14 protein-coding genes and 1 tRNA gene are annotated in these 18,816 nt (G+C 46.0%); 11 read left to right on the forward strand and 4 right to left on the reverse strand.

All coding sequences use genetic code 11. The features are described from left to right. Positions 1-20: 20 nt before the first annotated feature. From EII32_RS01390 to EII32_RS01400, 3 genes are all read right to left on the reverse strand, one after another. Complete coding sequence (locus EII32_RS01390; RefSeq protein ID WP_233582279.1) at positions 21-2,942, reverse strand: outer membrane beta-barrel protein; 2,922 nt, start codon at positions 2,940-2,942, stop codon at positions 21-23. Between the two features lie 360 nt (positions 2,943-3,302). Beyond that, positions 3,303-4,328, reverse strand: a complete 1,026-nt coding sequence (locus EII32_RS12350; protein ID WP_199741374.1) for a YARHG domain-containing protein — start codon at positions 4,326-4,328, stop codon at positions 3,303-3,305. Positions 4,329-4,347: 19 nt separating this feature from the next. Beyond that, complete coding sequence (locus EII32_RS01400; protein WP_125233673.1) at positions 4,348-5,040, reverse strand: hypothetical protein; 693 nt, start codon at positions 5,038-5,040, stop codon at positions 4,348-4,350. A gap of 163 nt (positions 5,041-5,203) precedes the next feature. Between EII32_RS01400 and EII32_RS01405 the strand changes: the two genes are divergently transcribed. The 11 genes from EII32_RS01405 to EII32_RS01455 all read left to right on the forward strand — a co-directional run bounded on the left by EII32_RS01405 (position 5,204) and on the right by EII32_RS01455 (position 16,892). After that, positions 5,204-5,277, forward strand: a tRNA-Arg gene (locus EII32_RS01405). A gap of 62 nt (positions 5,278-5,339) precedes the next feature. After that, on the forward strand, positions 5,340-6,563 hold the full coding sequence (gene pepT / locus EII32_RS01410; protein ID WP_125233674.1) for a peptidase T: 1,224 nt from the start codon (positions 5,340-5,342) through the stop codon (positions 6,561-6,563). A 55-nt stretch (positions 6,564-6,618) separates the two neighbouring features. Further along, the gene (locus EII32_RS01415; protein ID WP_125233675.1) at positions 6,619-8,874 is read left to right on the forward strand and encodes a cation:proton antiporter; all 2,256 of its coding nucleotides are present in this window, start codon (positions 6,619-6,621) and stop codon (positions 8,872-8,874) included. Positions 8,875-9,052: 178 nt separating this feature from the next. After that, positions 9,053-10,828, forward strand: a complete 1,776-nt coding sequence (locus EII32_RS01420; protein ID WP_125233676.1) for an oxaloacetate decarboxylase — start codon at positions 9,053-9,055, stop codon at positions 10,826-10,828. A 418-nt stretch (positions 10,829-11,246) separates the two neighbouring features. Further along, on the forward strand, positions 11,247-11,783 hold the full coding sequence (locus EII32_RS01425) for an HD domain-containing protein (protein WP_125233677.1): 537 nt from the start codon (positions 11,247-11,249) through the stop codon (positions 11,781-11,783). A 67-nt stretch (positions 11,784-11,850) separates the two neighbouring features. Next, positions 11,851-12,066: a hypothetical protein gene (locus EII32_RS01430; protein ID WP_125233678.1), complete on the forward strand. Its 216-nt coding sequence runs from the start codon at positions 11,851-11,853 to the stop codon at positions 12,064-12,066. A gap of 230 nt (positions 12,067-12,296) precedes the next feature. Beyond that, positions 12,297-12,554: a type B 50S ribosomal protein L31 gene (locus tag EII32_RS01435; RefSeq protein WP_125233679.1), complete on the forward strand. Its 258-nt coding sequence runs from the start codon at positions 12,297-12,299 to the stop codon at positions 12,552-12,554. 106 nt (positions 12,555-12,660) lie between these two features. Further along, positions 12,661-13,551: a DNA/RNA non-specific endonuclease gene (locus EII32_RS01440; protein ID WP_125233680.1), complete on the forward strand. Its 891-nt coding sequence runs from the start codon at positions 12,661-12,663 to the stop codon at positions 13,549-13,551. A gap of 60 nt (positions 13,552-13,611) precedes the next feature. Continuing rightward, positions 13,612-15,174, forward strand: a complete 1,563-nt coding sequence (locus tag EII32_RS01445) for a capsule assembly Wzi family protein (RefSeq protein ID WP_125233681.1) — start codon at positions 13,612-13,614, stop codon at positions 15,172-15,174. A gap of 9 nt (positions 15,175-15,183) precedes the next feature. Then, positions 15,184-15,639: a lipocalin-like domain-containing protein gene (locus EII32_RS01450; protein WP_125233682.1), complete on the forward strand. Its 456-nt coding sequence runs from the start codon at positions 15,184-15,186 to the stop codon at positions 15,637-15,639. A gap of 11 nt (positions 15,640-15,650) precedes the next feature. Beyond that, positions 15,651-16,892 (forward strand): nucleotide sugar dehydrogenase, encoded by a 1,242-nt coding sequence (locus EII32_RS01455; RefSeq protein WP_125233683.1) that lies wholly within the window; start codon positions 15,651-15,653, stop codon positions 16,890-16,892. Positions 16,893-17,288: 396 nt separating this feature from the next. Here EII32_RS01455 and EII32_RS01460 read toward each other — a convergent pair whose 3' ends face one another. Further along, positions 17,289-18,677 (reverse strand): L7/L12-related protein, encoded by a 1,389-nt coding sequence (locus EII32_RS01460; protein WP_125233684.1) that lies wholly within the window; start codon positions 18,675-18,677, stop codon positions 17,289-17,291. Positions 18,678-18,816 lie beyond the last annotated feature (139 nt).

The raw sequence follows: 18,816 nt of genomic DNA on the forward strand, positions 1-18,816 counted from the left end.
CTCTTGCGCCGCTTGTCTTTTTATCTCCTGCCTCTGAAACCTCTGCCATGCTCCCTGCCGCGGAATCGTCCGTGGTCACCGTATATTCCGTTGTCTTGTCCTCCGAATACGTTTAGGCGGTAAGTTACATGCAACATGGCATAACTGTTGATGTTGTTATACCGCGTGTCGCTGCGCATCATGGCGTTGAATGTCCGGGCGAACGAACTTTGTTGGTGCAGAATGTCGTAGAATTGGAGCATTACCGTCAGTGCATCATTTTTTAGGAAACCTTGGCTTATCTGTGCGTTCCATATCAATTCGTTGGTGTTCATTGCCTTGTCGTTATATCCCCGGCGGCTCTGTTCGTGCAAGTCGGTGGATATTGATGTTCCCCATGGCAGAAAAACGGTGGAATTTATGCCATATCCGAAGTGCCATGTGTCAAGGTTGTTCCGTTTCTGCAGCAGATTTCGGGCATGTGTATAGTTTAAAGAGCCGTTCAGTTCCACCTCTATCCACGAGTTGCGGAAACTCATTCCCAGTCGCTCTGTCATTCCCGTCGTGCGCGTTGTGTTCCTCATTGATGCCGTGCCTGTTCCCATGGTGACATTTCCCACATGGTTGTTGTGTCTGAACAAGGTAAACGTATTAATGTTGAAACAACCTGCGGAATCAATTGCCGTGTTTAACATCAGCCCCGCGGTGACGTTCCAATTGCCGTTGACATTCTCCGGACGATATATTCTCGCGCCGCTCTTTTCATCGTATGTCATGGTTCGGCTTACAGCATTTCGCGTATTGTTATAGTTTGCAAAAGTCATTATTGCACGTTGATGCCGCTGTATGTAGTTGTTGTAAAACAGTTGCATGCTGTGCGTGAATTCCGGTTTCAGTCCGGGGGTGCCTCGTATTATGTTCATCGGGTCGCTGTCGTCTGTAATGTCGAGGAGGTCTGTCATGGAAGGTTGCGTCGCAACTCCTTTATATGTTATGCGCAATCGCGACACTTTGCTGAAGTTATATTTCAAGTCGAACGTCGGCGAAAAGTTCACAACCGTCCGTGTGGTGTCGATGTTTATGCCACGAAAATCCTGCTTGTAGTTGGTGCGCTGCGGTTGCAGCATTACCCCGGCGCTCATCTGATATTTTTCCCTTACCATGCGGAATGTAAGTTGAAGTTCGTGGATATAACTCCGATAGTCGGACGCTCTGCTCAGGTCTTTGTCGAGATAGGAGCCTAAAGGGTTGTCGAGTCTTTTAAAGTACTCTCCCCATCCGCGGTAGGCAGGTGCCAGTCCTTCAAAGAATTTCTCTCCCATGTTGCTGAAATCAAATGTCGAGCGGTTGCTCTTGTCATGCCCGTATCCGAACTTGTAGCCCAGTTGTATGTATGTCTTTCGGAATATCGGCTCGCTGTATGTGGCATGCACGCTGTATTTGTACGACTTGACCGGTATTGTGTTGTAGCGGTTTGTCTGGTAAGCGGAGTCGGTCCCTGCCGTGTTCTTCATCTTATACAGGTGCGTGTTTGTGAGTGACAGGCCATTGTTCGCATTGTTGCAGTATGAAGCCTCTGTCTCAATTGTTATGTTTCGTCCCTTGTCGTTCAGTTTCCGGCTTGCCAATACCGTTCCGCCGGCATATTTCTGTTTGTCGAACGAAATGAAGTTTTTGCCGTTTGTACTTATAATTATTCCCTCCTCCGCCATTTTTTCCATGTTATGCGCATCGAGTGGCGATGTATGCATAATGAACGGGTCTTCCGAATAGTTTGCCGACAATCCCGTTCCTTTCTTGTCGTTTGTCGTCGTTGACAATTCGGGTCGGAACATAAGCGTCGTCATGGAGTCCGGTTTCCATTCCAATTTCATTCTGAACACCCATTTGTCGCGTCTCGAGTAACTTTGATTCAGACTGTTAGAAAAAGACGAACGCCCCCCGTTGAAATACTCTGCCGACTGTTCTGCACGTGTGTCATTATCGGAGTGATTCCATCTCATGTGCCCGTCTATTTTCAATTTGTCTTTTTCCTCGTAGTTGAAATTTGCCCCCAGCATCTTCTTTGTGTTCAATCCGTTTTTTACGTTGCCGAATCTTCCTCTTCCGCCGCCGCCCGGAAATCCTCTGTCATTGTTGTTGTTGAAATTCCCGAAGACCATTGCTTGCATCTTATCATTGAAAAATCCCCCCATCATTCGTTCCGAGTATCGGTTGTGGTTTCCTGCTCCGAGGTCTATATTCGCCATTGTCCCTTTGTTCATTCCGGGCTTAATGCCGAAATCGAGTACCATTTCCTCGTTTCCGTCGTCGATTCCCGTCATTCTCGCCATGTCGCTTTTCTCGTCGTAAACCTTTATGTTGTTGATTATCGAGGTTGGAAGATTCTTCAATGCTGTCTCCGTGTCGCCCGTCATAAACTCTTTGCCGTCAACTTTTATTTTCTTTATTTCCTTTCCGTTTATGGTAATCTTCCCGTCTTCGGATATTTCTGCACCGGGCAGTCGTTTTACAAGTTCTTCCACCACAGAGCCTTCCGGTGTGCGGAAAGCATTGGCGTTATATACGAAAGTGTCTTCTCTCAGTACCACTTTCTTTGCCTGTCCGGTTGCCGTTACTCCCGCCAGCATCACCGCGTCGGGTTTAATTTGCAGCGTGCCGAGTGCCAAGTCCCTCTCTCTCGGCATGTTAATCGTCTTTGTCATTACGGCATATCCTATGTTCGATACTTTAAGTATGAACACTCCTTCGCCGTGTGCTTCCATGCAGAACTCGCCGTTCTCGTCAGTAATTGCTCCGGTTACGAACACGGAGTCGCTGTCAAGCAGTTGAATGGTGGTCTGCATCACAGCCTCTTTTGTTTCGTTGTCAATAATCTTTCCCGTGATTTTCCGGTTCTGTGCCGGTGCGACAATGGCGGTGCATGCAGCAACCACGACAATGACAATCATTCTTGATACCATAGTTTATAATCTTGTCCGCAGGGGATAACAGTAGTCTTGTCTCGCCGTTTTATCCCTTTTTGTATGTTACTTTCGATGATAAAAGTCGCCGTTTGTTTAATCCCGATTGCTTTTTTATATATTTTTATTTTCCCGATACAAGTATGTTCGTTGCAATCGGGAAACGCCGTGAATGCCATTATCGGTGTTGTTTTTCAGGCATTTGTCTTTCACAATCCGCCCGTAGAAAATGTTTCGGTGCGTATGACATGTTCGTTTGTGAAGCATATTGGGCGGAATTGATAAACAATTTCGCCCAATTTGAAATGTAAAACCGCCTGTTTTGGAAAACGATTTCGGCTGTTTTGTTTTCTGTATGTGTCAGTATTGCGGAGTCTTTTCCATTTTCTTGATTAGTTGCACGTTGATTTTTTCCACCTCGGTCAATTCTGCCGTTGCGGCATTGTTGTCTCCGCGCGGCGAGTACCACGGGCACTGTGAGAAATACTCATTCATGTCAGGAGAAGAGAACCGGTAGCCGTGACGGGCGTAAATCTCGTTTCGCATCAGGCGCAACTCTTTTTTCGTGAAACCACCCAATATCGAACTATATAAAACTTCTTTGCTTGCGAAATCGAAACGCGATGTTTTGCCGGCCGTGCCCTGCATGCGGTTTGGCAACACATGGTACAGTTTTATCGTGTTTCCGGTCTGTTTCCACTCTTCAAAATCCTCTTCGCCGGTATAATATTCTGTAAGCATAAGTCCGTCGTCTTCATGATTTACTTCGTATGTCGTTGTTTCGTCTAACCGAATATTGTTTAAAGGAAAATTGCGAGGTGCGTCAATGACATATTCTTTCCACCCTCCGCGCAGTCCGTGTACCTTTTGTTCGTTTACGGCGAATGTAACCAAACCGCCTTTAGAATCGATGTATTCTCCGGCGAGAAAGATTTTCCGTATGAGAGATTCTTCCAGTCCGTACAATCCATTCTGCTTGCCGTAGTTCGTGGTTTCGTTCTCTTCGTGGTAAACATCTAACAATTTGCCTTTTTCATAAAACAGCAGATAACGTTTCCCTTTGATGGTTTTCAAGTTTGCCGTGATATTTTTTTTATCAAAGAAAAGTGTCTGACCATACATGTAAGTCTCCGAATCGTTAGACAGTCCATAGTTTGTTTCCACGAGTTTGTAACTGTTTCCGGTGTTTTGCAGACCGAAAAATGTTCCTCCTTCGTTCAGTGTGCCGCCCATGCCTACATACATGTCGGCTCTTATTTCATGCTTTGAAAGAACGAAGAAAACATCTCCGTTTGTCCAGTACATGTTTTTGTCTGACAGCAATTGCTGTGCCATGGCGCATAACGGCATAAGCACTAACAATAGAAATATTGTTTTTTTCATCATCGTGTTTTATTATAACTTATTATTCCACTATCGTGAGCCTGAACCCGTTGCCGTTCCATTTGTATTTTATCCATTGTCTTTCTGAGAGTGTAAGCTGGGAACCGTCGGCAATCGTTATTTCGATGTCCTTGCCGTTCTGCGGCAGGGTGAATATCGGTGCCCACGCGTTCGCGTCCTCGTTGCGTACCGTCTTTGCGGCTTCTATCCGTGACGGGCGCGTCCTGTCCTTGTTGGTGAAATCCACCGGTCGCACTTTCCGGTCGAAAGGAGCCTTGATTTTTTTCATCACGCGAGTGGCATTGTCGTACCGGTAGAACGTTATAATGCATTCGTCAATACTCTCACCGTAGAGCGACAGAACGTTCACGGCAACGATTTTAGTCTTTTTGTCGGCGCAATTCCAGTAGCACATCTCCAACTTGTTCACAGAATTGTCCTTTCCGCTCTCCATCTCGAACGATGCATATCCGTTTTTCTTGTCACTCACTATCTTTGTGTAGGCGTAACCGTGTGTGCCTTTTACAACCTCCTCTGCAAAAGTGGCAAAATCTCTGTTGCCTGTATCTGCACGTGCATAACTCGTCACGAAGTCGTTGATGTTGGGACTGCTTCCGCGGAATCTCACTTTTATTGTTTTGGGTTGTGCCATAATCGTCTGCATGCACATTGTCGCCACAAAGGCGATTAAAATGCTGAAAATTCTTTTTCTCATAGTCATGTTTTTAATGTTTTCATTAGTTAATCGTATTGTTTTGTATCTCTTCGCAAAGTTAATAATATTTTTTTTAAAAAGACATAAATGAGAGATGAAAGTTGAAAAAAGAATGGAATAATTTTGATATAATGGCGAAAAAATGTACCTTTGCGCAACATTTGGCTCCGTAGCTTAGTTGAATAGAGCGTCGGATTCCGGTTCCGAAGGTCCTGGGTTTGAGTCCCAGCGGAGTCACATGTTCCGGATTGCGAAAATTGTTTTTTTTAATTCAATGACTTTTAATCTATACTACGAAAATGAATATACAAGAACGTTTCATTAACTACACCAAGTTCGACACACAGTCGAGCGAGGAAAGCGAGACAGTGCCAAGCACGTCGAAACAACTTATTTTTGCCAAATACCTGAAAGAAGAACTCGAAAGAGAAGGGCTTGAAGAAGTGGAGATGGACGACATGGGGTATATCTATGCCACACTGCCTGCAAACACCAACGATGAGATACCCACCATTGGTTTTATAAGCCATTACGACACCAGTCCCGATTGTAGCGGGGCGGGTGTCAAGGCGAGCATAGTGAGAAACTACGACGGTACGGACATTGAGTTGTCGCCGGGCATAATAAGCAGTCCGAAGAAATTCCCGGAACTGCTGAACCACATTGGTGAAGACCTAATCGTTACCGACGGAACAACCCTTCTCGGTGCAGACGACAAGGCTGGCATCGCCGAGATAGTACATGCAATGTGTTACCTGCGCGACCACAAGGAAATAAAGCACGGCAAGATACGCGTGGGCTTCAATCCGGACGAGGAAATCGGGAAAGGTGCGCATCACTTTGATGTGGAAAAATTCGGCTGTGAATGGGCATATACCATTGACGGAGGCGACCTCGGCGACCTTGAATTCGAGAATTTCAATGCCGCATCGGGCAAGGTAGTGATAAAGGGAGTGAGCGTGCATCCGGGATATGCCAAGGGAAAGATGATAAATGCCAACCGCCTTGCCACAGAGTTTGCGGCCATGTTGCCGGCGGAAGAAACGCCCGAGGAAACAGAAGGATATGAAGGTTTCTATCACTTGCTCGGAATAGAGTCGGGCATAGAGGAAGCCAAGATGAATTATATCATACGCGACCATGACCGCGACCGCTTCGAAGATCGCAAACAGTTTTTCGTGCGTTGTGCCGAGAAGATGGACGAGAAATACGGCGAGGGTACCGTTACCGCAGTGGTAAACGACCAATATTACAACATGAAAGAGAAGATAGACCCCAACATGCATGTCATAGATATTGTGCTGAAGGCAATGCAGGAGTGCGGCGTACCGCCGAAAGTGGAGCCTATCCGAGGTGGCACCGACGGCGCACAACTGTCGTTCAAAGGGTTGCCTTGCCCCAATATCTTTACCGGTGGCGTGAATTTCCACGGTCCGTACGAATTTGTGAGCATTCAGGTAATGGAGAAGGCCATGCAGGTTATCGTGAAGATTTGCGAAATAACGTCTGAATTCAATCATTGAATTGACACCTGCAAACAGCAGGTCGAGAATTTATATTTGTACATGTAGGTTTTAAATGGAAGAAGTTCCCGGATTGATAAAAGATCTCGCGCTGATACTTGTGGTGGCGGGCATCGTGACGTTGCTGTTCAAAAAACTGAAGCAACCGTTGGTACTGGGATATGTGGTGGCGGGGTTTGTCGTGTCGCCACACATGCCCTATACCATGTCCGTTGTTGACCAAGCCGACATCAAGACGTGGGCGGACATCGGTGTGATGTTTCTTTTGTTTTCTCTCGGGCTGGATTTCTCTTTCAAGAAAATACTAAAGATGGGCATGCTGCCCGTCATTGCCACCGTTACCATTGTGTTTTCCATGATAATACTGGGTGTTACCATGGGCAAAATAATGGGTTGGAGCAAGATGGACTGCATATTCCTCGGCGGTATGCTCGCAATGAGTTCCACAACCATCATATACAAGGCGTTCAGCGACTTGGGATTGCGGCAGCAACGATTTGCGGGTTTGGTTATGAGCGTTCTCATACTCGAGGACATTCTTGCCATTGTGATGATGGTAATGCTTAGTACCATTGCCGGCGGAAACAATCCCGACGGCAGCCGCATGCTCGGCTCTGTGATGAAGATAGGATTCTTCCTCGTGCTTTGGTTTGTGGTGGGCATATTTGTCATTCCGCTATTTTTGCGCTCCATGCGGCGACTCATCAACAACGAGACACTCCTCATCGTGGCATTGGGATTGTGCTGTGCCATGGCGGTGATAAGTGCCGGCGTGGGTTTCTCAAGTGCTTTCGGAGCATTTGTCATGGGCAGTATTCTCGCCGAGACAATCGAGGCTGACAAGATAATAAAACTCGTAGAACCGGTAAAAAACCTGTTCGGCGCGATATTCTTCGTGTCTGTCGGCATGCTCGTCGAACCACGTATATTGGCAGACTATGCCCTGCCCATAATATTGCTCGTGGTCACCATACTCGCGGGGCAGGCAATCTTTGGCACATTCGGATTCTTGATAAGCGGACAGACACTTAAATCGGCAATGCAATGTGGTTTCTCAATGGCACAGATAGGCGAGTTTTCGTTTATCATCGCATCGCTCGGATTGACACTCGGCGTTACCGGCAAATTCATCTATCCGGTGGTGGTTGCTGTGAGTGTGATAACTACTTTCCTTACACCTTACATGATACGTGCATCGGGACCGGTGTATAACAAAGTGGAGAGACACATGCCTAAGAAATGGATACGCACACTGAACCGCATCACTCTGAGTCACCCATCGAGCGGAGAGAAAAGCATGTGGCGCACATTGCTCGGCGCAATGCTGCGCACAATGGTAATATACGGCATACTGTCGGCAGCCGTAATCGCACTTATGTTTACCTTTGTGCTTCCTTTCATGCGCAAGATGTTGCCAGGGTGGGAACTGCACTGGTATGCAAATGCCATAACGGGCGTGCTTACGGTGCTGCTAATATCTCCCTTCCTGCGGTCGATAGTGATGAATGAAAACCACAGAGAGGAAATGAAACTGCTGTGGAGTGGCAGCCGACTAAATCGTTTTCCGCTGATGTTCACCGTTCTTGTGCGTACTGCATTCGCGGCATCGTTCATATTCTACATCATCAATTATCTTTCGCGTTTCGCCAATGCACTCATCATTACGCTTGCCGTGGTAATGGTAATACTCATGGCTCTGTCTCGCAGACTCAAACACAGGAGTATAAGGCTCGAACGACTCTTCATTCAGAATTTGCGCTCGCGCGACATCAAGGCACAGGTAAGCGGGCAGCGCAAGCCGCTCTACGAGGGGCATCTGCTTGACCGTGACATACATATAGGCAACTTCGAGATTCCGGAAGGGTCTCTTTGGGCTGGAAAAACACTGCAAGAACTGCAACTGCGCAATCGTTTCGGAGTACATGTGAGCAGCATACTGCGAGGCAAGCAGCGCATTAACATACCATCGGGAACAACAATCATTTACCCCTCCGACAACATTCAGGCAATCGGTAACGATGAACAACTCAAAGCTTTGGGAGATGCCATCGGCGAGGAAATGTTCTGCGGAGACCCCGAGATAGAGAAACGGGAGATGAAACTGAGGCAGATAGTAATAACCGGGACAAGCAAGTTCGTGGGAAAGACACTCATGGAAAGCGGCATACGAGACCGATTCAATTGTATGGTGGTGGGCTTGGAGTGCGGCGAGGAAAATCTACTTGAACCTACACCGGACTATGTTTTCAAAAAAGGTGACATAGTATGGATAGTGGGGGAGAAAGAGTCGCTGCGACAAGTGATGCAATGAAGAAGCAGAAAAAATAATAACGCGCAGGTTGTTGTTTCTACTTTCTTTTGTTTTTTTGCAGCGAAAAAAATATTTTTTTCGGCTAAACGTTAGTTTATTGAAAAAAAAACGTTACTTTTGCAATTAGAATTTATGTACAAAACACATTAAAGTTTTTATTACACTCAAATCAATAGCTATGAAGAAAAAAATCCAATTTAGTCTCGTATATAGAGACATGTGGCAGAGTTCGGGCAAGTTCCAGCCACGAAAGGATCAGTTGGAAAGAATAGCACCCGCCATAATAGACATGGGCGTATTCGACCGCGTGGAAACCAACGGTGGTGCTTTCGAGCAGGTAAATCTGCTGGCGGGCGAGAACCCTAACGATGCGGTGAGGGCTTTTTGTAAGCCTTTCAACGAGGTGGGAATAAAGACACACATGCTCGACCGCGGACTAAACGCACTGAGAATGTACCCCGTGCCGGACGATGTTCGCGAACTACAATACAAGGTGAAACACGCACAAGGCGTAGATATACCGAGAATATTCTGCGGACTTAACGATACCCGCAACATAATACCATCGATAAAGTGGGCAAAGGCTGCCGGAATGACACCGCAGGCAACGCTCTGTATCACGACAAGTCCAGTGCATACGGTGGAATATTATACGGACATCGCAGACGAACTAATAGCCGCAGGAGCAGAAGAAATTTGCCTCAAAGACATGGCAGGAATCGGTCAGCCGGCAATGCTCGGTGCGCTTACAAAGTCTATCAAGACTAAACATCCCGACGTGATAATACAGTATCACGGACACTCGGGACCGGGTCTCTCGATGGCAAGCATACTCGAAGTGTGCAACAATGGAGGAGACGTAATAGACACTGCCATCGAACCGCTGTCGTGGGGCAAGGTTCACCCGGACATCATCTCGGTGCAGTCGATGTTGAAGAACGAGGGCTTCGAGGTGAAAGAGATAAATATGAACTCGTACATGCAGGCACGTTCGCTCACGCAAGAATTCATAGACGACTGGCTCGGATATTTCATAAATCCGGGAAACAAGCACATGTCGTCGCTGCTGCTCGGCTGCGGACTCCCCGGAGGTATGATGGGCTCGATGATGGCAGACCTTGCAGGCATGCACCGCACAATAAACTCCATACGTGTCAAGAAAGGGTTGCCCGAATATTCGACAGACGAACTGCTCGTGAAACTCTTCGACGAGGTGGCTTATGTATGGCCGCGCGTGGGTTATCCGCCACTCGTTACGCCGTTCTCGCAATATACCAAGAACATCGCGCTTATGAACCTGCTTACCATTGAGCAAGGAAAGGGACGTTTCGTGATGATGGACGAGTCGATGTGGGGAATGATATTGGGCAAGTCGGGAAGAATACCCGGAGAGATTGCACCCGAACTCAAGGAACTCGCTGCAAAGCAAGGACGCGAGTTTACCACTGCCGACCCGCACACCCTCATACCGAACGCACTCGACGATTTCCGCAAAGAGATGGACGAGAACGGATGGGATTATGGCAAGGACGACGAAGAATTGTACGAACTTGCAATGCATCCGGAGCAGTATCGTGATTTCAAGAGCGGCATAGCAAAGAAACGTATGCTTGCCGACTTGCAGAAAGCAAAGGACGCAAAACTTGGTTCTTCGCTCTCGCCGGAGGAACTTTCAGCATTCAAGCATGCAAAGGCCGACGCACTGGTGGCTCCGGTGAAGGGACAGATTTTCTACGAATTCAACGGCGACGGCGAGTGTGCACCATGTGTGGAACCGTTCATCGGTCAGCACTACAACGAAGGACAGCCGTTCTGCTACATACAGACACCGTGGGGTGAGATTGAGACCATACCGGCAGCTCTTGGCGGAAAACTTGTCGAGGTTGTGGCAAAACAAGGAGCAAAGGTAAGCAAAGGTCAGACTCTTGCATACGTTGAGCGAGATCACGAGTAGGAAGTTTTACACCGATTTCTCAAGTAAGAAGTAAGGTGTGGTCGTGAACAGAATTTGAGGGTATGCCGATGTTTATTTTTCGACATGCCCTCAAATTTATTCATGGCAAGCGTACTTTCCTACTTTGTGAGAACTTTTACTCTCCATTATATATTTCATCACCGTAACACACTGTCCGAATTTTGACATTGAGTTGCCCGACCTGTTCTTTCGTCAGTATTTGCTTTTCTTTTTGTCGAGCCGTATCCGTACTTGTAATATGGTTTCTCGCCGGCATGACATGGCTTTTAATGTTATGCGCGGATAAAATAATGATTCCTTGATGATAACATTTGCAATCGACAAGAAACATATTTATCGGCATGGAAAAGATTGTCGCATGAGGGATTTCTGACAAATAATCATTATCTTTGCAGGCATGGACTATCAGGCTATAATAAACAAATATTACGGCGATGACAATGCTTTGCGGCATATACTTGTCGTACATAGTCGCGCAGTGGCAGACAAGGCATTGAGAATTGCGGATGCACACCCCGAACTTGACATTGACAAACGGTTTGTGGAGGAGGCTGCCATGCTTCACGACATAGGCATATTCCGCTGTGATGCTCCCGGCATAGAATGTCGCGGCACCGAGCCTTATATATGTCACGGGCATATCGGAGCCGATCTGTTGCGTGACGAAGGATTTCCGAGACATGCAAGGGTATGCGAGCGGCACACCGGTGCGGGACTCTCGCTTGAAGAGATAGTGTCGCGCAACATACCGCTGCCTCACCTGTCGTTCCTCCCGGAGACAACGGAGGAAATATTGGTGTGCTATGCCGACAAATTCTTTTCGAAGACGCATCTCGAATACGAGAAAACCTTGGATGAGGCGGAACGCTCGATTGCCAAGTTCGGCAGGGAAGGGCTTATACGCTTCCGTCAATGGCGCAATATGTTCGATTAATATGTTACTTTACTTTAAATAAGTATTTGATTTTAGTAAATTTGCGTACAAGAGAATTTATGAGTATATGGAAGAATTTACCCCAAATCTGTCATTAGACCGCATTTGCTTAGATTTGCTATTGCCGTTACGCTTCCCTACCGCTTTAGCCCGCTTGCTGACATCTGAGCAGCCATTACATCTCGACGCAGCCCGCTACGCCTTCGATGAAACGGCTGTACATCCGCTCAACAATCGAACAAAATCGGTTGAGGGTTCTAATGACCGATTTGGGTTTAAATAAAAGTCCAATGGAAAAAATGAACTTTTCAATCTTCGGAACAGAGTTCTTCAAAAAGATATGATAATTTTGCATTTGCTGTTGGACTCTACAATCGGGTCAATTTATCGTGGCATTTCAAAAAAAGATGGTAAATGTTTGGCAGACTGTAGAATTATTAGTAATTTTGCAGCCCGAACGTATCATAAACGTACAAGACAATTAATTACAAACAAAATAACAATTAAAAAGAAATGAAAAAAGGTATTCATCCGGAAAATTATCGCCCCGTCGTATTCAAAGATATGTCCAACGGCGATATGTTCCTTTCAAAATCCACATGCAAGACTAATGAGACTGTGGAATTTGAAGGAGAAACCTACCCTTTGGTAAAGTTGGAAATCTCAAGTACATCGCACCCGTTCTATACCGGTAAGAGTAAGCTCGTTGATACAGCAGGTCGTGTGGACCGCTTCATGAGCCGTTATTCAAAGAGCACTTCCAAGAAATAAGTATATCCTATATTATATATAGGGAAAGATATAAGGACGCGTCAGGGTGTAGTTGCATATACACTCTGGTGCGTCTTGCTTTTAACGAACAAAAAGAACGTTCTACATGAATAAAATATTCACCTTCATAGTAATTGCTGTCATCATGTTGTCGGGATGCGGAAGCGAAACAGACGACAACACACAGGGAGGAAACGAAGACGGTCGCAATGAGAACAAGAATATAGTGAGCGCAGGAAAACCATCTGAGATAACGAGACTTGAGTTCCCCCGACTTAAAGATGCAGGCAAGAATTTCGTAGTGGTACACAAGACAAACGATGCATACGGAGTGAACTTTGCTTTGGAGTGGGACATCGAAAAGAAATCGCAACGGTGGTCGTGTTACCAAATGCGTAAGGGATACAAAGGAAATGCAGGACGGTATGACACACAGCACGGCTATCCGTACGATCCTGTTCTTGAAGAGAAAGGTTACTATCTCGAAGGTGATTATTTCTATGGTTCGGGCTTCGACCACGGACATGTATGTCCATCGGCCGACCGACAATACTCAAAAGAGGCCAACAAACAAACTTTCTATCTTAGCAACATGCAACCGCAATATAATAAATTTAATGCGGGAATATGGCAAAAACTCGAAAGCAGAATACGCAAGGCGTGGACTCCCTCGAACGATAAAGACATACTATATGTGTGTAAAGGCGGAACGATTGATAATGAGAATTACATTATAAAGCGCATTAAAGGCAAACTGATTGCGCCGAAATATTTTTTCTGCGCATTGCTGCTGCATAACTCAATGGGGTATCGTGCAATAGGTTTTTGGATGGAGAATACCGTTGAAGACCACACAAGTGACAACCTTAAGATGTATGTCAAGAGCATTGACGAACTGGAACAACTCACGGGAATAGATTTCTTTTGCAACTTGCCTGACAATATTGAGAATAAGGTCGAAGCGAATGTTTCAACAAAAGTATGGGGGTTGAATTGATACTAAAAATGTTCGATGTACGTTAATGGTATCAAGACGGAAGCCGTCTGTTATGGATTTATGAATAAAAGCATACTCATACTATTGATTTTAGCGGTAGCATCTGTCAACGCTTGGTCTCAGAAAAAAGAGGGAAGGCCGAAAGCCGGAAAGACAGATGAACCGGAATATAGGATTGAAGCGCAAGGGTCTTTCTCGCGGAATACCACACCTCTATGGCTTAATGCCAACAAATACGGATTAAGCAGTCTTGAAAGTAACAACGGATACATTCGGACTTCAGTGGAAAGACCGCTCCGCATAGATTCTGTAAAACGCTGGGGAGTGGGCTGCGGCATTGATGTTGTCGTACCGTTCAACTACACAAGCAAGTTTGTGGTACAGCAGGCATACGCCGAATTGCGATGGCTTAACGGCACACTCACCGTGGGGAGCAAGCACCATGAAATGCAGATGAAAGACGGTACGCTGTCAAGTGGGTCGCAGACATTCGGAATAAATGCACGTCCGGTGCCACAGGTGAGACTGTCGTTACCCGAATATTGGGAAATACCGCATACCCTAGGATGGCTGCATTTTAAAGGACACATAGCCTATGGTAAATTTACTGATGATAATTGGCAGCACGATTTCACGCGACGAAAAAAACAATACACCGACGATGTGCTATATCACAGCAAGGCAGGATACTTGAAAGTAGGCAACGAAAATGCTTTCATACCTTTGTCGATAGAGGGCGGTTTGGAGATGGCATCACAGTTTGGAGGCGTAAGATACAGACCGAGAAAAGATGGTACCCTTGATGTGTTGAAGAACTCCACCGGCTTTGATGCTTTTTGGCATGCTTTTGTTCCCGGTGGTAAAGATGCGGACGAGAATGTATATCGTAATGATGAAGGAAACAACGTGGGCTCGTGGCTGTTGCGAATAAATTATGATACCGATACATGGCGACTCGGAATCTACACCGACAAGTATTTCGAGGATCATTCGGGAATGTTTCAATTAGACTACGACGGCTATGGAACAGGTGATGAATGGGACAAGAAAAAGAAGAGGCATTTCTTCGTTTATGAATTTAAAGACCATCTGCTTGGCATAGACTTACATTCTAAATACGACAAATGGCTGAATGCCGTGGTGCTGGAATATGTATATTCAAAATATCAGAGCGGTCCTTTGTATCATGACCATACCCCCTCTTTGAAAGACCATGTGAGCGGTCGCGACAACTACTACAACCACCATATCTTCCCCGGATGGCAACATTGGGGGCAGGTAATGGGAAATCCGCTATACCGCTCGCCAATATACAACAACGATGGAATAATCGAAGTTAAGGATAACCGCTTCGTGGCATTCCACCTCGGAGTGAGCGGTAAACCCAACGATAACCTCACATACCGTGTCATGGCGACATATCAAGAAGGATTGGGGACGTACAACTCGCCTTACACCAAGCCGCGCCACAACGTCAGTGTGCTTGCCGAAGCGACATACAAGTTCGGCAAAATGCGTGAAAGTTGGAGTGTGCGGGGTGCATTCGGTGCCGATATGGGCAGTCTGTTGGGGCATAACTATGGCGTACAGTTTACGATAAGCAAGACAGGATTGATAAAATAGAAAACAAACATGAAGAAAAGAAACATAATACATACACTCATGCTGTCGGCACTTTTTTGTGCATCGGCAATACTTGCGGGCTGCACGTTTGAAACTTCGGACAATGGGAAACTTGACGGTTACTGGCATATCGTGGCAGTAGATACGATTGCTACCGGCGGTACCTGCGATTTGTCACAGAAACGTTTGTTTTGGGGAGTGCAGGCAAAACTGATCAACATGAGCGACCGCGACAATAATTTATACGATTTCTTGTTCCGTTTTGAGTATGCAAATATCACGCTGCGAGTCTATGCTCCGTTCGTAAACGACCGCCCCAAAGGGGATACGCCTGTCGATGATGCCAACCTTCTGACACCTTTCGGCATCGAAACATTCGAACAGGTTTACAGAATCGAAATGCTGAAATCGAATAAAATGATACTTGCAACAGACAAATTGAAATTTCATTTCCATAAAATGTAAAAACAAAAAACATGAGAAAAATCGCAGTTGCCGGCACCGGATACGTCGGCCTTTCTATAGCAACGCTGCTCGCTCAGCACAACGATGTTACCGCGGTAGATGTGGTAAGCGAAAAAGTGGATATGGTAAACAACCGCCGGTCGCCGATAGTTGACCGCGAATTGGAGGATTTCTTCGCCACAAAAGAACTCTGTCTGCATGCCACATGCGATGCCGAGGCAGCTTACCGCGATGCCGAGTATGTGGTTATTGCAACACCAACCAACTATGACTCACAGATGGATTTCTTCGACACTTCGGCAGTAGAGACGGTTATACAACTGGTGCTTAAGGTAAATCCCGATGCCATAATGGTGATAAAGAGTACCATTCCGGTGGGATTCTGTGAACATGTACGCGAGAAATACAACTCACATAATATAATATTTGCACCGGAGTTTCTTCGTGAAAGTCGCGCCTTGTACGACAATCTTTATCCGTCGCGCATCATCGTAGGCACCGTAATGGACGATGAAAGACTTGTCGGTGTGGCACACGATTTCGCCGCGCTGTTGAAAGAAGGAGCGTTGAAGCCGGAAATAGAAACACTTTTCATGGGACTGACGGAGGCAGAGGCGGTAAAACTGTTTGCCAATACCTACCTCGCACTGCGCGTAAGTTACTTCAATGAACTCGATACTTACGCCGAGATGAAAGGACTCGACACGGCATCCATAATAAAAGGAGTGTGTCTCGACCCGCGCATAGGCGACCAATACAACAACCCGTCGTTCGGATACGGCGGATACTGTCTGCCGAAAGACACCAAACAACTGTTGGCAAACTACCGCGATGTGCCGGAAAACCTCATTGAGGCCATAGTGGAGAGCAACCGCACACGTAAAGATTTCATTGCCGACCGGGTGTTGAAGAAAGCGGGATACTACGACTATTACAACCGAGGCGATTTCTGCCCGACAGAAGAACGTTCGGTGGTTGTGGGAGTATATCGTCTCACAATGAAGAGCAACTCCGACAATTTCCGCCAGTCGAGCATTCAGGGAGTGATGAAGCGTATAAAGGCCAAAGGTGCACAAGTGATTATCTACGAACCGACGATTGACGACGGAAGCACATTCTTCGGCAGCAAGGTTGTCAACGACCTTGCAAAGTTCAAGCAGATGAGCAACGCAATCATTGCCAACCGTTACGACACATTGCTCGACGATGTGCGTGATAAGGTATATACACGCGACATTTTCCGACGCGACTGACAATCATATCACGTCCTCCAAACCTTGAATTATAATGAAACAATAAGTACCAAGATTATTATTGCCGTCATCGTAATGTAGGCAGGAGTGCCGTTTACAAGTGCCGGTGTCTCTGTATTCGCTAAAAGTAAACAGTAAGAAAATCACGGGATCTTTGTTAATTATAACGGAAAGAATTTCAATATCAATGCCATGATGACATACAGTGTTCGGAGCGATTAATCAGATATGCCGAAGTTTGCGTGCCACGAGTCATCAGAATAAATAGTACAACAACAATAATGTCGGGAGGCTGCATGCAGTTTCCCGACATTATTGTTTATAAAATCAATGAGTTCTTGTTGATTGTCTATACGCACGGAAACGTGTCTTGCAGCCCCGCTCGTCATGTTCGTATCAGTTCTTCACTTTTTTCTTGCCGTCAACCACATACACACCCTTCGGCATCTTTTCCCATTCACCGTACATCTTCATGCCGTTTATGTTGTATATACCTTTCCTTACGACAGTGTTTTCATTTGCCGGCAGCGTTTCTATTCCTGTTACAATACCTTTTATTATTCTGACATTGTCAATCAGAATGTAGTTGTTGTCTTTACTTTCACAGTGTCTGAATGCAATATATTTTGTTCCTGCAGGCAGCGGCAGTGTGCGCTCATACCATTTCGATTGTTCTTCGGTGTTTATTTTTACCAATCCTTGCGGTTTCTCGTCTACCAATACTTCTGTGAAATCGGCAACTTCGTTACCGGTCGTGGAGGCGAGCACCTTATAGTGATCCGGCTCCTCGGTATTCATGGAAAACCAATAATTTAACTCTGCGGCATCCGAAAGCAACGGAGAGATTAAATAGTTGTCAGGATCTAAGGCACTACCTATCCATGAAAAACTACTGTTTACATTGTCACCGAAGAATGAAACAAACCAGTCTCCGTCCGCTTTTCTTATCACTTCCCATTGCTTTCCGTCATTGTCTGCATCGACAACACTCCATCCTTCCGGTACTATTGCATCTTCCTCGAAACTTTCGAACAGAGAGACAAATTTGGGGTCGTACATTCCCGTCGGTGCCATCTTCGCCTTTCCTCCTGCAGTATTGATTGCATTGACCAATGCCTTGGCATCTTTCATTGTCGTTAACTTTTTCAATATGCATGGCGCACTCTCCACAAGTTCTTCGGCAGCCTGCAATTCTATGCCCAACTTCTCTTTTACCACATTGATGACTTCTGCTTTTTTGTCCTTGTAACTCTCCAACACCACGTCGCATGCAGACTCTGTTTCGCTAACCGTTATGTCGTCAATGAGCCATGCGTAACCAAGCCCGAATCCGTTATCGTCGTATGCACGCCATGAGATATTTACGGTTTTCCCCGCGTATGCACCGAGATTTACCGTTATCGCACTCTCATATTCGTTCCCACCGGCAGCATGCCACAGTTCTGTCCATGTCTTTCCGTTGTCCGTGGATATTTCCACGTTGTAATGCGAACCGTTTCCGGGATTGTAACTGTTGGAGATATGATTCCAAAAGGTAAGGGTGGCGTTGTCTTCGATTTTTATCGCCGGCGAGATGAGCCTTTCGTCTTGTTTGGAATTTTCCTTATCCAGAAGCATTTGTTTATTTCCATCGTGTGGAGTCAGATTTTCATGTTTGCCATACTGTTTCCATGTCTGCGAGTTATTCGTTGTCTCCACTCTCCATCCGTCTGCAATCACATTTCCCTCGAAACCGTACTTGTAATCCGTCTGTGCCTTTGCACCGGTCGTCCACAATATCGCCATTGCGGTAAAAAAGTAAAATTTTCTTTCTCATATTGTTTATGCCTCTCTCCTTTACCTCAAATTGATTGAGGAATGCTTATACAGAGGCTCGGGCATTTGTTGTTGGCATTAAGACCTTGTCAATATGGTATTTATTATT

The organism is Prevotella sp. OH937_COT-195, assembly GCF_003932845.1.
GTDB lineage: Bacteria > Bacteroidota > Bacteroidia > Bacteroidales > Bacteroidaceae > Prevotella.